Here is a 14,476-nt window from a genome sequence, read left to right as displayed (position 1 = left end):
ACAACTTAAAGCAACTAATATTCTGTTATCCAAAAGACGGCAGTGCCTCCCTGCCCAACCAGCCAGAAACCTGAAATTATGCAGATCATACTGTCTTTGGGCCGGAAAATTCCGAAAGACATCCGCCTTGGTCGGCAACAGAAACGTAGCGGACACCTTGCGAGCCATTTACAATCCGCTCGAAGTTGCGCAAACAGATCGCGTGGATGCGAGTATCGATTGAAACCAGTGAGCGCTAATTTCAGAATATGAAGCTGAAGAGAAAATTTGTTGAGAAGCCCTGGGGGCAGGAAGGCCTGCCCGACATATTCAATGGCGGGAACGGCAAGAAGATTGGCGAAATCTGGTATGAAGCGCCAAAAGGTATCTCGCCGCAGTTGCTGGTGAAATATCTGTTCACCAGCGAAAAACTGTCCGTTCAGGTCCACCCCAATGACCGGCAGGCGCGCAGGGTCGGGTTTCCCCATGGCAAAGACGAATGCTGGTATATCCTGGACGCGGAACCGGATGCCATTCTCGGCCTTGGATTGAAGAAAAGCGTCAGCGCGACCAAATTGAAAACTGCGACAATATTGGGCGAGATTGAACAACTTCTTGACTGGAAGCCGGTCAAGAAGGGAGATTTTTTCCATGTGCCGGCCGGTACGATCCACGCCATCGGCCCGGGAATTTCACTTGTCGAAGTCCAGCGAAACGTGGATATCACATACCGTATGTATGACTATGGCCGGCCACGCGAACTGCATCTGGACGAAGCGATCGGCGTGGCCAAGTTGGCCCCTTATGACATGAAATATGCAAGCGAGATTGCGCCTGACGAGACCGGCAGCTTCATCAGCAATGCCCCGATCGGACTGTTTCAGATTATCGGCACAGACGATGGGATCGTTGCGGAGACCGCAAGCAAGGAATGGCAGGTCATTCCGCTGGAAGGTTCCGTTACCGTCCGCGGCAAGCTTATCAAGGCGGGAGAATGCGGCATTTGTGCGCATTATTCCGATATTGATCTGGCCAAAAACAAAAAAACCCTCATCGCCTGCGTGACAGGTTGAGATAGTGACCATGCATTCAAATCCGCTGATAACGCCCGTCATCCTGTCCGGTGGTTCCGGCACAAGGCTATGGCCGCTTTCGACCCCGGAAAAGCCGAAGCAGTTTCTCAACCTGTTCGGCCCGCTGAGCATGTTTCAACTGACCCTCCAGCGCTGTGCGGACCAGAGCCTGTACCGCAATCCGGTCATCGTGGGTTCTGCCAGCCATATCGAACTTCTCCGGGACCAGATGCAGGAAGTCGGCGTGATGTCCGGCGATATCATCCTCGAGCCCTGCCCTCGCAATACCGCTCCTGCGATCGCCCTCGCCGCGCTGTCGGCTGAAAATCCGACGGATCTGTTGCTGGTGATGCCGAGCGACCATATGATCGAAAATCTCGCAGCCTTCCGCAAATCCGTGATTGCCTCGATACCGGTTGCGCAATCCCGCTGGCTGGTGACATTCGGTATCGAAGCCACCGGCCCGGCGACCGGATATGGATATATCAAGCAGGGCGACAGAATTGTCGGCAGCGCCAGAAGCCTGTCGGCCAGAAAATTTGTCGAAAAACCGAACCGGGAAAATGCGGAGAAAATGCTGGCGGAAGGCGGCTATCACTGGAATGCCGGGATATTCCTGTTCCGAGCCGACAGCTATCTGGCGGCGATGGAACAATATGCTCCGGAAATTCTCGCTGCCTGCCGGTCTGCCATGGACAAGCACCAAAGCGACGGGGATATTTGCTATCCCGATCCGGATGCATTTGCCTCGGCCCCGTGCGACTCCATCGACTATGCAATCATGGAAAGGGCGGACAAAGTGGCGGTGACCCCCGTCAATCCCGGCTGGTCGGATGTGGGAAGCTGGGATGCCCTTTTCGACATCTCGAACAAGGACGAACATTCAAACGCGATCGTCGGCAATGCGGTGACTATCGATTCCGGCAACAATCTGATTCACAGCGAAGACATCCAGGTTGCGGTTCACGGCGTGAATGACCTGATCATTGTAACCCACGGCAACAAAGTCATGATCCTGCCGCGCGGCCAGTCGCAAAATGTCAAAGCGATTGCGCAGACGGTTGAGGCCGAAGACTAGACGGGTCAGGCATTGCTACCCTGCCTGCCAGGCGCTAGTTTCTGTCGCCATCGGCCTTGCCGGTCAGCCAATCCGGCCAGAACCGCGCGATCATCAAAAATAACGTCGGCAACAGCAATGTATTCCAGATATCGCTGACCGCTTCGTCAATGTAGGAAATCTTCCGATCCTGCGGGGCGTCGATCTGACTAAAATCATAAAATTCGTTGGCAAAAGCCGCGACCGCGACGAACAGCCATGGCACCGGACTAGCCAGCGATCGCCGACAGACGAGGGCCGCAGCCAGCTGAACCCCGATGCCCGCGTATATGTGCAGCGAATCGCGCGGCAGTCCGGTTGACAGTTCCAGCCAGTTTTTGATTTCAAACCAATCCATCATCACGCGATTGGGCTAGCCGGAGATCGGGGTCAACGATTATCGCAGATGATATCATTATGAAAATTTTAGCCAAACGCGTTTAGGCAGCCGGAATGACAAAAGAGACGATGAGAAAACCCAAAATATTGACCGTTTTCGGCACCAGACCGGAAGCCATCAAATTGTTTCCTGTGGTTCAGGCATTGTCCGGACGAACCGGTCTGGAAACCGTGACCTGCGTAACCGCCCAGCACCGGGAAATGCTCGACCAAGTGATGGATATTGCCGATATCCGCCCGGACTTCGACCTCGATTTGATGAAGGCCAACCAGAACCTCGACGATCTTACCGGCAGGCTTTTGTCGGGGATCGGCCAGATACTGGACGAGACAAAGCCGCAGCGGGTCGTGGTCCAGGGCGATACGGCCACCGCAATGTGCGGCGCGCTGGCCGCTTATTATCGCCAGATTCCCGTCAGCCATGTCGAAGCGGGCCTGCGCAGTTACAATATCTATCATCCCTGGCCGGAAGAGGTAAACCGCAAGATCATCGGCACGATTGCCGATCAGCATTTCGCCCCGACGAAGACATCTGCCGACGCTCTGGCAAAAGAGAATATTCCGGCGGATCAGATATATATCACCGGCAATACCGTGATTGATGCGCTTCTAGCCACCGTCAAAAAATATAATGATTCCGATAGCCTGGACCAGAGTCTTGCCGAGTTATATGAAAAATTTTGCGATCGGAAAATCATCGGTGTAACCAGCCATCGGCGGGAAAATCTGGGCGACGGACTGACCAATATTGCCAGCGCGCTCCGGACAATCGCGAAGCGAAACGATGTTGCGCTGATTTTTCCGGTGCATCTCAATCCGAAAGTCCGCACAATCATGCAGGATGCCCTGGGCGGTCTTGACAATGTCGCGATGATCGAGCCGCTTGACTATCCGAATTTTGTCAGCCTCCTCAACCATTGCCACTTCATGATGACCGACAGCGGCGGTGTACAGGAAGAGGCGCCGGCGCTCGGCAAACCGGTGCTGGTGATGCGCGACACAACCGAGCGGCCGGAAGGCGTCGAGGCCGGTACCGCCAAGCTGGTCGGAACCGATGAAGCGGTGCTGGTAGCGGAAGCGAGCAGGCTTCTGGATGACGAGGCGCATTATCTCGCCATGGCACGGGCCCACAATCCCTTTGGCGACGGCACGGCCAGCCGGCAGATTGCCGACATCATCGAAGACAGCCTTGCCACCTGAATATTTTTCAGGCCATCCGTATATTTCCTAAATATTTACAATGATTGGCTAGGCAATCGGCAGAAAACGCGCCGGATCGGCGCACTGTGGAGTGGCCTCTCATATGTTATCGGAAGAAAAACCAAGCGTCTGCGTCATGGGTCTCGGCTATATTGGCCTGCCAACCGCTGCCGTTATCGCCCGTTCAGGATGCCCGGTGCTCGGCATCGACGTCAACGAACAGGTCGTCGAAACGATCAATTCGGGTCGCATCCATATCGAGGAAGTGGATCTGGACGGACTGGTACAAGGCGTTGTTTCGCGCGGCACGCTGCGCGCCTCGCTGCTTGTCGAACCGTCCGATGTCTTTGTGATCGCCGTCCCGACGCCTTTTGGCGCCGACCATATCCCGGACACCAGCTATGTGATGGAAGCGGCCACCAATATCGCCGCGGCGCTGAAAGCGGGAGATACCGTGATTCTGGAGTCGACGTGCCCCGTCGGTACCACCGAGAAGATGCGGGACCTGATCGCGAAATTGCGTCCGGACCTGAAAATTCCCGGCCTGTCCAACGAGATACCCGATATCGCCATCGCCTACTGCCCTGAACGGGTGCTGCCGGGCAAGATACTCGAGGAACTGATCCAGAATGACCGCAGCATCGGTGGTATCACGCCGCGGTGCGCGCGCAAGGCACTCGGATTTTACCGCCGCTTCGTGCGCGGCGAACTGGTGACAACATCGGCGCGCGCCGCCGAAATGACGAAATTGGTCGAGAATAGCTATCGCGATGTCAATATTGCCTTCGCCAACGAGCTGTCGATCATCGCCGATCATATGGATCTGGATGTGTGGGAAGTTATCCGCCTCGCCAACCGTCACCCTCGGGTCAACATTCTGCAACCCGGTCCCGGCGTCGGCGGCCATTGTATCGCGGTCGACCCCTGGTTCATCATCCACAGCGCACCCGAACAGTCGCCATTGATCCGCATCGCTCGCGATGTGAATGACGGCAAGACCGGCCATGTCCTCGAACAGGCTTCGCTGCTGATCGACGAATTGCCCGGGGTTGCCGTCGCCTGTTTCGGTCTGGCGTTCAAAGCGAATATCGATGATTTCCGCGAGAGCCCTGCCCTGAAGATCGCCGCCAAACTGGCGCGGCGCTATGGCGGCAGGATAAAGATCGTCGAGCCCTATGCCAGCGAACTGCCAGCCGCGTTCGAGGGCACCGGCGCGGAACTGATCGACATCGACCAGGCGCTGGAAAACTGCCCGATCATGATCACGCTTACCGATCACGACATGTTCAAATCGATCCCGCTCGACGAGCGCGCCGACAAGGTCGTCTATGACACGCGCGGAATCTGGCCGGACCAGCCGGACAATCGGGACGCGGTCGGCGGATTGAGACTGGCGAGCTGATCAGTCGACTCAGGCTTTTTCGTAAACCGCCACCGTTTCCTCGGCTACCCGGTCCCAGTTGTAGCGCGCGCTGGCCACTGACTGCGCATCCCGGGTGTAGGCAGCACGTTTGCCGCTTGTCCAGGAGCGAACTTTCTCGATCGCCGCGATCCACTGATCCGGCGAATCAATATCTGCGACCAGACCAATATCAGGCGTAACCACCTCTGCCAGACCGCTATGATCGGACGCAATGACAACAGCCCCGCAAGCGGCAGCTTCGGCGGCTACCAGTCCGAAACCTTCCTTGCCCAGACTGGGCACGATGACAGCCATGGCTTGTCCATATTCCGCCATCAGCTTTTCGGGTGCGAGCTTGCCCAGATATTCGACCAGAGGCGAATCCAGCGTCTGCGCCTCCTTTTCATCCCAGATTGTGCCCGCAACCCTTATTCCCGGTGGAGATTCCATCCGCGCCAGTACCTCGTTGACGACGAAGGACAAACCTTTGCTGGGCGTAATCCGGCCGGCAAAAAACAGACATCCGTTATGCGCATCAGAGACATTATCGGAGCGCATATCCGTGGCGAGCGCGACCTTGTCTACATTCGCAAAGCCCAATTGCTCCGCCAGTTCGGCGATCCACGTGCTGTTGGCGATCAACCGTGACCGGCGCATCATCCGGGCACCGGTTTTGACATAGGCCGCATAAAGCCTGCCCGGGAGATTATTCTTTGTCGCAAGATTCAGGTCCGAGCCGTGTGCCGACAATATGACGCGGCTCTGCGGATGGCGCAACGATGCGATCCAACCCAGCGGCCAGATCGCTACGTCGCCCAGATGCACGATTTTCGCCGGTCTGGCGAAAAGCAGACGGACCGCGGTCTTCACGCCGAAACCGATCAGCGCGCCCACTGACGGAACAGCGCCATCGGCTTGTCCGGGCAGAGCGATTATGTCCAGCCGGTGGGTTTTGCCGAGTTCTTCCGTCAGGCGAAGACAATAGGTTTCCATCCCACCCATGGCCGGCGCCCATTTTCGGGTGATGAAGCGGACATCGTGTTCCTCTGGTTTTTCGCGCACGATCAAAATCCTCCCGCTATCGGTCCTTCCGGAAAATCTTCCGGCAGTTCCGGAACATGATCGAGCGCCCATAATTTGACGCAGCCGCCCTGTACAGGGCCCGCCAGATACGTTCCTGCGGTGAGCGAAACACTATGCTGATCGGCGATATGTCGGCCGTCGATGACAAGATCGCCCCCATCGACCGAATAGACCCCGCTGCGGAATATGCGCAATTCTTGCTCTTCCCCCTGCGAGCAGACGTTTTTGCCCGCGATAAAAATCGTATCGCTGTAGCGCAGAAAATTGCTGCGCAGCGCCGCTACATCGCTGGCGGGCAACAGCGGGGCTGGTCCGTCAGTCTGATAGACCAGATCAAGCGCATCGCCGGTCGCGATGACAAAGGCGATCCGGCCGTCTTCTATATCCCGGGCGATCTGACCCTCGCGCTCCTGCCAATAGCGACCCAGAGCGACCCCGGAGATAAGGGACCGGAATTGGCGCGGATATTCCGGCATATAGCTGGAATAGGACAGATAAGATGTCGGTTCGGGGAACAGGCGCTCAATCTCGCTGATCGTTGCCCGCTGCCGTTCGAGGGTGCCATAGGGCTCGTTCACCAGCAGGAATGCCGGACCAAACAGACTGACGATTATGACGGGCAAGAAGCCATAGCGCCTCACCAGCTGTGCCAGCACCGGCGTGATTGCTACGCAAACCGGTGGCAGCAGGAATGTAAAGAAATAGGGGAATGTGTTGCGGTAGAACAGGATGCAAAGCAATGGCCCGCACAGGCCCAACAACAGGATTTTGATGTTTCTCGGCAATCCGCTCGCGACCGGAACAAGCAGGATGAGGCCGAGAGTCAGCAGCGGGGCCAGAGCCATCTCCGCAAGAACATATCGTATCTGCTCAAACTCGAAGAAGCGCAGGAAACTGTCTATCTTGCCACCCAGACTGCTCCCCTGGGTTGAAGCCGCTGGCAGATTTGATCCGTGCAACCCGACGATCAGCGCAAACGCAAACATGGCTACGACCAGCACCGCCGTCGACCGATAAACGATATGGAACCGGCCATCGGTGGTGTCGCGCCACTGCAGATATGCAACGGCGGCAAAGCACGGCGCGTAGAATACGCTTTTAATCGTAAGCGCCCCCGCGAGACCGACGAGCAGGCCCGACAGAATGACACGTTTCCAGGAAAATGAACCGAAAACCAGCAGAGAAAGTGCCCCCATCAGGGCGGCCGCCGCAACCGGATCGGGGCGGTAGGTAAAGGCGTTTGTAAAGACAAAACCTGCGGTCAGATAGACCAGCCCGGACAACAGGGCTGTTTCACCATCAACCAGCCGCCGAGATAGAAGCACAATACATCCGGTCGTAAACAACACGCAAACCAGCATGGCGATTCGGGCAATCTGGATTTGCGTGATCACGTTCTCGGCGGCCATCGCTGCCCAGCCAAACAACCGTACATGCAGGGATTGCAAACTGCCACTGAGCCGACCGTCGGCGAGTTCGTATATCTGCCCGAAGTGGAGAAACTCGTCCCAGTTTATCGCTTTCTGGAAGATCAGCCAGATCTGGCAGCACACAACTGCAATCAGGACGCCTGAAATGAGGTATCTCTGTTTTGCGCTTTCAGCATTTTGCTCAGGGACAATATTCATCGGGCGATCTCGATCCAAAGGCTGGGCTGGCAAATATCACTGAGCAAGGGAAGATTCCCGGACCGGTGAAGCGATGGCCATCCGTGCATAGCCATATTTATCCATCCACGGGCCGCAAAGCTCGTCAACGATAGCCTTGTCCTGGCTGGACCAGCTCTTCCACGCATCCTTCCGGTTGCCGCTCGCATTGCGGACCGATGGCATGATATCGTCCACATTACCGGTGTGATATTGTCTGCCACCGTGCGAGGACGCGAATGTCACCAGTCGTTCCATCGCGCCCGTTTCCCGATCAAACAGATCTTCAAAACGGAATATCATCGTATTATCGGCAGACTGCGCCGCCGCGTCGATACGCCGGTAAATTTCACGCCATTCCCATGCCAAACGGCCAACCGGGCTGAGGCGGTTCCAGCGTTTCGTCCATTCCGCATCCCCTATTCTGGCCGGTGTAATCGGCCCCGGAGGGAAATAATATGTCCAGGGCGTCCCCGAATGGGACTTGTCATGTGCCAGCCAGGAACTGATCCAGCTTTTCGGGTCCCGAATGATCCCGATCGTCTTTGCTCCTGGCCAGATTTGTGCCATTTCACCGGAGAACATCCACCAGCGCCAGTAACTTTCTATGACCAGATTCTCGTCGATCCGGGCATGATAAGACGATCGCTGGCGTCGGAGTTTTTCCGCCAGTTTGCTGATATCAGCCTCACCGGTGAGGAATTTCGTGCCGGCCGCACGTAGCCCGGTCTGGCCGAGTGCCCGGCCAATGACCATATGCCATAGTCCGAAATCCTGGATCCGTTGCCAGGATTTGGCGTTAAATCCGGCGAACATGTCGGCTTCATGTTCCGACCAGCAATCCTCGATGATCGTCGCCAAAAGATCGCCGAGGAACTGGGTGCCGGTCCGTCCGCCTGAAGCGATGAAAACAAGATCTTTACTCAACGGCTTCGCCTCCTGGCTCGGGCTTGCCGCCGCCGGTGAACAATACGAACAAGGCGGTGACGGACAATCCGACCATACGGTTCATGGCAACGGCCAGAAATGCCGTCGCAGGAGGAATCGAAACGACCGGGGCCAGAGCCGCTGAAAAAATCTCGCTGATGCCAAGCCCGGCCGGTGCGATGGCGGCGGCAGACCCGGCGATCGTCGCGAAGGCGAAGAGCAGGCCGCTTTCAAAAGGTAGAAATGTTCCGATGACCGCAAAAGCACAAACGACCCGCAGCGCGGTAAGCGCGATTCCAAAGAGCCGATGGGCCAGAATTTGCAATGCCGCGATCCAGCCAGCCCGATTGCCGATCCAGATCAGAATGGACGCGGTGACCATGGTACCGGACAATATAATCGCCCACCCCCAGTTCTCACCATTGGCATAAATGGCAATTCCGGCACCCGAAGCCGCGATGGCAATCCAGAGAAACGCCGCCGCGAGGACCAGAACAGCCCCCTCCCCGACCTTCGCGCCAACAGACATCAGCGCTCCGGCACGCACTATCGCACCGCCGGGTACTGGCAAGATCTCGGCGAGCTGAGCCAGAGCGGACCGGCGAAAAGCAAAGGATGCGGTCATTTTCAATCCAGCGACCTTGGCAAGAAGCTGCAACCCGCTCCCGCCGTACAGAAGCGAAAAGGGGACAAGAACGAAGGCCAGCAGCGCCAGCGGTCCCCATGCGATATCATCCAATCCGAGCCGCAAGTCACGGAGCGACCAGATGATACCGGCAAAGAAGATGACACCCGCCACCAGAGTGAGTGGCTTGCGATGGCGTTGCAACCAGTCTCGTATCGGCTGGGACCGCGAGCGCCAATAGGGAATATCCAAGAGCATCGAAGCCATGTCAGGCCCGCTTTTGCTCGGCCAGCATATCTTTCTCAATATCTGTCTCGACGGGCTTAATGAAGCCGGTCTTGCCGTCCAGCTTGTCCTCCAGCTTATGCAGTCTCTCCAGCGTCTGCTCCAGCAGCTGACGGTTGCGGCCGACCAGATCGGCGACGGCGCCGAACATGATTGCGACAACACCCAGAACGATGAGCGAGCCGCCGATCACTAGCGACTGGATATGTCCGCCGCCCTCTCCGATTGCATAGAAATAGAGGAAGCGGATAATCGGCGTCACCCCGATCAGCGCGGAGACAGCTCCAGCCAGCACAAAAACCTTTAGCGGATTATACATCGCATAGGAGCGGATCATGGTCGCGCCGGTATTGGTGATGAATTGCGGCACCGACTTGAACAGACGTGACGGGCGGACCGCGCCATTGGTGCGGATCGGAACGGAGACGATTGCCATCCGTTTCCGACCGGCCTGGATCAGCATTTCCGTGGTATAGGAAAAGCTGGATGTGATATTGATTTTCTGCGCCGCAGCCCGGCTGATCGCACGAAATCCGCTGACCGCATCGGTAATATGGGTGTTGGATAGTCTCTTGACCGTCGCGCTGCCGAACCTCTGCAGCAGCCGTTTGAACGGACCGAAATGCGCATTGTTCCGGACACCGCGGTCGCCGACAACAATATCGGCATCACCGGCCAGAACCGGCGCAATCAGCTTGCCGATGTCCCGGCCTTCATATTGGTTGTCGGCGTCGGTGTTGACGATGATATCGGCGCCTTCGGCCAGCGCCCGGTTGATACCGGACTGGAATGCGGCGGCAAGACCGCGATTGGTCCGGTGCCGCACAATATGATGCACCCCGAAGCGGGTTGCGACATCACTGGTATTATCGGTGCTACCATCATCGATGATCAGGATTTCGATTGTGTCGATACCGTCAATCTGTCGCGGCAGCGCCACCAGGGTCTCGGGCAGGCTTTCCGCTTCGTTAAAGCAGGGGATCTGGATAATCAGCTTCATAAGACGCCGGTTCCTCTGGTTTTCGGCCGTTTTCGCACGCCGGATTATTCGGTTAAAAATGTCCTAAAAGCCTATGGTTAACAAAGCGTATATATCTCCGGAATAACTGGCTTTGCGTCTGGCAGGTGAGATGATACGGAAGGAGCATGACCCAGACCAATTATCGCCCCCGCCGTTCCTGCCTCTACATGCCTGCTTCCAACAGCCGGGCGCTGGAGAAGGCAAAAAGCCTCGCCGCCGACACGATTATCTTCGATCTCGAGGATGCCGTTGCGCCGGATGCCAAGGACGACGCGCGCGAACAAGCCTGCGCGGCCCTGCAGTCCGGTGCCTATGGCAACCGGGAACTGGTCGTGCGGATCAACGCCACCGACACCCCCTGGTTTGCGCAGGACCTCAAGAAAGCCTGCCGCAGCGGGGCCGACGCGGTGCTGGTGCCAAAAATCCTGTCTGCCGAAGATATCGTGACCATCAGCGATCTGATGGATGAATATGACGCCGCGCGGAACAGCAAACTCTGGGCGATGATCGAAATGCCGCTCGCCATTCTCAACCTGCCACAAATTGCCGCGCTCGGGACGCAGAAACGGCTGACCGGCTTTGTCATGGGCTTCAATGATCTGGCCAAAGAGATGCATGCCGATCACGACCGCGCCAATTTTGCTTCGGTCATGACCCAGACCGTCATTGCTGCCCGCGCCTATGGTATCGAAGTGATCGACAGCGTCTATAATGATTTCAACGATCCGGACGGTCTCGAAGCAGAATGTCTGGAAGCCCGGAGACTGGGATTTGACGGCAAATCGCTAATCCATCCGGTGCAGATAGAAACCGCCAACCGCATCTTTGCCCCGCAAGCAGAGGCCCTTGCCGAAGCCGAGGCAATCATCGCCGCGTTCAGGGATCCGGTCAATGCCGGTAAGGGCGTGATTGTCGTCGACGGCAAAATGACCGAATTGCTCCACCTCAAGCAGGCCAGGCAGCTTGTCGCCACCGCCGCAGCCATCGAGGCACTGGCAAAATAAACGCTTCGCTCTCGACAAGCCGCCAAAAACATAGTTTAAGTGGCCAATTGAAATGGAACGGGACGGGGCGTTGAAGCCCTGCCCTTTGGAGAGCAGATATGGAAGCATTGGAAGCAGCAGCCGGCGAAGTCAGCAAAGACGAAATCATGAAGCTTTTTCAGGCGCAACGCGATGCGTTTCACGCCGAACTGCCTGTCAGCTTTGAGACCCGGATGGACCGGATCAACCGTACTGCCAAGATGATCATCGAAAATCAGGATGCGCTTTGCCAGGCGGTGTCGAACGACTTCGGCCATCGCAGCAGCGTCCAGACCGTGATGACCGACCTGATGTCGATCGTCGGCCATGCCAAGGATCACAAGAAAAATCTGAAAAAATGGATGCGCCCCGAGAAGCGGAAAATGGATTTCCCGCTCGGTTTGCTCGGAGCCAGCGGCCAGGTCGAATATCAGCCCAAGGGCGTGGTCGGCGTGATCTCTCCGTGGAACTTCCCGATCAATCTCGCCTTTGATCCAGCGATCGGCGCCTTTGGTGCCGGCAACCGGGTCATGATAAAATTTTCCGAATTTACGCCCGAAACCGGCGAACTGGTAAAGAAGCTGGTGGCCGAATATTTCGCGCCGGAGGAGATGACCGTAATCACCGGCGGGCCGGATACCGGCAAGGCCTTCTCCGAAATCCCCTGGGATCACCTGATCTTTACCGGCGGTGGCGGGATCGCCAAACATGTGATGGCAGCCGCGGCACAAAATCTGACACCGGTGACACTGGAACTGGGTGGCAAGTCGCCGACCATCATCGGACCGGACGCCGATATCGAGAAATCAACCCAGCGGATCGCCATGGGCAAGATGATGAATGCCGGACAGATCTGTCTGGCACCCGACTATCTGTTGGTGCCGCAGGACAAGGAAGAAGCGATTGTCGAAGGCATTGCCTCCAATGTCGCGGAACAATATCCGACGCTGATCGGCAATGACGACTATACATCTGTCATCAACGGCCGGCACAAGGAACGCTTGCAGGGGCTGATCGACGATGCCGTCAAAAAGGGCGCGAAGCAGACCGTGATCAATCCCGGTGACGAAGATTTCTCCAATACCAACAGCAACAAGATGCCGCTAACCGTGCTGCAGAATGTCAATGACGACATGCGCGTGATGCAGGAAGAGATTTTCGGTCCGGTGCTGCCGGTCAAGACCTATCGCAATCTCGATGAAGTGATCGACTATGTGAACGACCATGACCGGCCGCTCGGTCTTTATTATTTCGGTGACACCGAAAGCGACAAGCGCAAGGTGCTGGACCGGACCATTTCCGGTGGTGTTACCGTCAATGACGTGGTTTTCCACGTCGCCCAGCATGATCTGCCCTTCGGCGGTATCGGACCTTCCGGCATGGGCGCCTATACCGGTCCGGACGGCTTCAAGGAATTCAGCCATGCGAAAGCCGTCTTCCGCCAGCCGAAGATCAATATTGCCAAAATTGCTGGTTTCCTTCCCCCTTATGGCGCGGGTACGGAAAAGACAATGAAACAGCAGATGAAGCTATAACGTCAGGCAAATATGGCAGATTTTCCGTTAGCGGGGCTGAAAGTCCTTGATTTTACGCGCGTGGTTGCGGGACCTTATGCCACGCGCATGCTGTCGGATCTTGGCGCAGAAGTGCTCAAGATCGAGCCGCCGGAAGGCGATGTCACGCGCAAGCTCGGAAATCCCGTAGAAGGAGCCAGCGGCTATTATCTGCAACAGAATATCGGCAAACGGAATATCTGTATCGACCTCAAAGCCGATGGTGCGCGCGCGCTGATTCTCAAGCTGGCCGCCGAGGCCGATATCGTTGCCGAAAATTTCCGCCCGGGCGTGATGGACAAATTCGGGATTGGCTGGGAGGACCTCTCGAAGGTCAATCCCGGGCTGATCATGCTGTCCATTTCGGGCTATGGCCAAACCGGACCGGACCGGAACAAGGCGGCCTATGCGCCCGTGCTGCATGCCGAAACCGGATTGATTGCGCGACAGCAGGAAATGAGCGGCGGGCAAGCTACCGATATCCAGCTTGCGGTTGCAGACAGCTACAGCTCGCTCCACGGTATCGTGGCCATTCTTGCCGCCTTGCGCGTCAGGGACAAGACAGGCGACGGACAGCATATCGATCTGGCGATGATCAACGTGCTCCATTCCGTCGACGATTATGCCTACTGGGCACTAGAGGACGCATGGCCGAAACCGGAAGAAAATAGCGTCTGGGATGCACCCGAAAACCGGAAGATACTGATCACCGGCGATATGAAATGGATGTGGGTGATGTTCTCGACCCGCGGTGGCCTTGCCGACCCGACCCCGGAGGGAGCGGATATTGAAACCAAGGTTCGGTTAAGGCGCGAGACCATGGAGCAGCATATCCTGGGGCATGAGAGCTTTGCGGCGCTCACCGCCACGCTCGACCGGCTCAATCTCGCCTGGGGCGAAGTCCATCCCTTTGGGCCTGCAATCTACGAGCAGCCCAGCGTGAAAGCGAATGGTGTGGTCGTCGATGTGACCGATGATGTCGGAAATCCACGCCGCACCATCCAGTCCCCCTATCGTTTCTCGAAATCGAAAAGCGGCATAGACAGCAATGCCAGAACCGCAAAGCGCGGCGAACATAATGTCGCCGCGCTTCGGGATTGGCTGGATATGGATGATCAGGAAATCAGCGCGCTTGCACAAAGCAAGGCGCTGATCTCGGATTAGC

13 protein-coding genes are annotated in these 14,476 nt (G+C 56.9%); 7 read left to right on the top strand and 6 right to left on the bottom strand.

Going from position 1 to position 14,476, the window contains the following annotated elements; translation table 11 throughout:
• Positions 1–248: 248 nt before the first annotated feature.
• The gene (locus ACHZCJ_RS01125; protein WP_321323154.1) at positions 249–1,052 is read left to right on the top strand and encodes a class I mannose-6-phosphate isomerase; all 804 of its coding nucleotides are present in this window, start codon (positions 249–251) and stop codon (positions 1,050–1,052) included.
• A gap of 10 nt (positions 1,053–1,062) precedes the next feature.
• Complete coding sequence (locus ACHZCJ_RS01120) at positions 1,063–2,130, top strand: mannose-1-phosphate guanylyltransferase/mannose-6-phosphate isomerase (RefSeq protein WP_321324956.1); 1,068 nt, start codon at positions 1,063–1,065, stop codon at positions 2,128–2,130.
• A 34-nt stretch (positions 2,131–2,164) separates the two neighbouring features.
• Here the strand turns inward: ACHZCJ_RS01120 and ACHZCJ_RS01115 are convergent, their stop codons facing one another.
• Positions 2,165–2,506, bottom strand: a complete 342-nt coding sequence (locus ACHZCJ_RS01115) for a hypothetical protein (protein ID WP_394699997.1) — start codon at positions 2,504–2,506, stop codon at positions 2,165–2,167.
• 110 nt (positions 2,507–2,616) lie between these two features.
• On the opposite strand from ACHZCJ_RS01115, the gene wecB reads away from it, so the two are divergent.
• Together wecB and wecC are read left to right on the top strand one after the other, a co-directional pair.
• Positions 2,617–3,747 (top strand): non-hydrolyzing UDP-N-acetylglucosamine 2-epimerase, encoded by a 1,131-nt coding sequence (gene wecB, locus ACHZCJ_RS01110; RefSeq protein WP_321323150.1) that lies wholly within the window; start codon positions 2,617–2,619, stop codon positions 3,745–3,747.
• A 103-nt stretch (positions 3,748–3,850) separates the two neighbouring features.
• The gene (wecC, locus tag ACHZCJ_RS01105) at positions 3,851–5,149 is read left to right on the top strand and encodes a UDP-N-acetyl-D-mannosamine dehydrogenase (RefSeq protein WP_321323148.1); all 1,299 of its coding nucleotides are present in this window, start codon (positions 3,851–3,853) and stop codon (positions 5,147–5,149) included.
• Positions 5,150–5,158: 9 nt separating this feature from the next.
• Here wecC and ACHZCJ_RS01100 read toward each other — a convergent pair whose 3' ends face one another.
• The 5 genes from ACHZCJ_RS01100 to ACHZCJ_RS01080 are packed head-to-tail and all read right to left on the bottom strand — an operon-like array spanning position 5,159 to position 10,715.
• The gene (locus ACHZCJ_RS01100; protein WP_321323146.1) at positions 5,159–6,211 is read right to left on the bottom strand and encodes a glycosyltransferase family 4 protein; all 1,053 of its coding nucleotides are present in this window, start codon (positions 6,209–6,211) and stop codon (positions 5,159–5,161) included.
• Between the two features lie 2 nt (positions 6,212–6,213).
• Entirely contained in the window at positions 6,214–7,860 is a 1,647-nt protein-coding gene (locus tag ACHZCJ_RS01095) for a hypothetical protein (protein WP_321323143.1), read from the bottom strand.
• 36 nt (positions 7,861–7,896) lie between these two features.
• On the bottom strand, positions 7,897–8,805 hold the full coding sequence (locus ACHZCJ_RS01090; protein WP_321323141.1) for a sulfotransferase domain-containing protein: 909 nt from the start codon (positions 8,803–8,805) through the stop codon (positions 7,897–7,899).
• Complete coding sequence (locus tag ACHZCJ_RS01085; RefSeq protein WP_321323139.1) at positions 8,798–9,697, bottom strand: hypothetical protein; 900 nt, start codon at positions 9,695–9,697, stop codon at positions 8,798–8,800. The genes ACHZCJ_RS01090 and ACHZCJ_RS01085 overlap by 8 nt, the downstream gene beginning before the upstream one ends.
• A gap of 1 nt (position 9,698) precedes the next feature.
• On the bottom strand, positions 9,699–10,715 hold the full coding sequence (locus ACHZCJ_RS01080) for a glycosyltransferase family 2 protein (protein WP_321323137.1): 1,017 nt from the start codon (positions 10,713–10,715) through the stop codon (positions 9,699–9,701).
• Positions 10,716–10,861: 146 nt separating this feature from the next.
• Between ACHZCJ_RS01080 and ACHZCJ_RS01075 the strand changes: the two genes are divergently transcribed.
• The 3 genes from ACHZCJ_RS01075 (at position 10,862) to ACHZCJ_RS01065 (ending at position 14,475) form a co-directional block, all read left to right on the top strand.
• Positions 10,862–11,740, top strand: coding sequence for a CoA ester lyase (locus ACHZCJ_RS01075; RefSeq protein WP_159643554.1), 879 nt, complete (start codon positions 10,862–10,864; stop codon positions 11,738–11,740).
• 98 nt (positions 11,741–11,838) lie between these two features.
• The gene (locus ACHZCJ_RS01070; protein ID WP_159643556.1) at positions 11,839–13,293 is read left to right on the top strand and encodes a coniferyl aldehyde dehydrogenase; all 1,455 of its coding nucleotides are present in this window, start codon (positions 11,839–11,841) and stop codon (positions 13,291–13,293) included.
• 12 nt (positions 13,294–13,305) lie between these two features.
• Entirely contained in the window at positions 13,306–14,475 is a 1,170-nt protein-coding gene (locus ACHZCJ_RS01065) for a CaiB/BaiF CoA-transferase family protein (protein WP_321323134.1), read from the top strand.
• The last annotated feature ends 1 nt before the right edge of the window (position 14,476 follow it).

Source organism: uncultured Parasphingorhabdus sp. (assembly GCF_963677535.2).
Lineage (GTDB): Bacteria > Pseudomonadota > Alphaproteobacteria > Sphingomonadales > Sphingomonadaceae > Parasphingorhabdus.
This window is presented reverse-complemented; position numbering and strand designations above follow the sequence as displayed.

Coding starts and splice junctions, on each gene's coding strand:
- ACHZCJ_RS01125 (WP_321323154.1), top strand. CDS start 249: ATGAAGCTGAAGAGAAAATTTGTTGAGAAGCCCTGGGGGCAGGAAGGC.
- ACHZCJ_RS01120 (WP_321324956.1), top strand. CDS start 1,063: ATGCATTCAAATCCGCTGATAACGCCCGTCATCCTGTCCGGTGGTTCC.
- ACHZCJ_RS01115 (WP_394699997.1), bottom strand. CDS start 2,506: ATGGATTGGTTTGAAATCAAAAACTGGCTGGAACTGTCAACCGGACTG.
- wecB (WP_321323150.1), top strand. CDS start 2,617: ATGAGAAAACCCAAAATATTGACCGTTTTCGGCACCAGACCGGAAGCC.
- wecC (WP_321323148.1), top strand. CDS start 3,851: ATGTTATCGGAAGAAAAACCAAGCGTCTGCGTCATGGGTCTCGGCTAT.
- ACHZCJ_RS01095 (WP_321323143.1), bottom strand. CDS start 7,860: ATGAATATTGTCCCTGAGCAAAATGCTGAAAGCGCAAAACAGAGATAC.
- ACHZCJ_RS01085 (WP_321323139.1), bottom strand. CDS start 9,697: ATGGCTTCGATGCTCTTGGATATTCCCTATTGGCGCTCGCGGTCCCAG.
- ACHZCJ_RS01080 (WP_321323137.1), bottom strand. CDS start 10,715: ATGAAGCTGATTATCCAGATCCCCTGCTTTAACGAAGCGGAAAGCCTG.
- ACHZCJ_RS01075 (WP_159643554.1), top strand. CDS start 10,862: ATGACCCAGACCAATTATCGCCCCCGCCGTTCCTGCCTCTACATGCCT.
- ACHZCJ_RS01070 (WP_159643556.1), top strand. CDS start 11,839: ATGGAAGCATTGGAAGCAGCAGCCGGCGAAGTCAGCAAAGACGAAATC.
- ACHZCJ_RS01065 (WP_321323134.1), top strand. CDS start 13,306: ATGGCAGATTTTCCGTTAGCGGGGCTGAAAGTCCTTGATTTTACGCGC.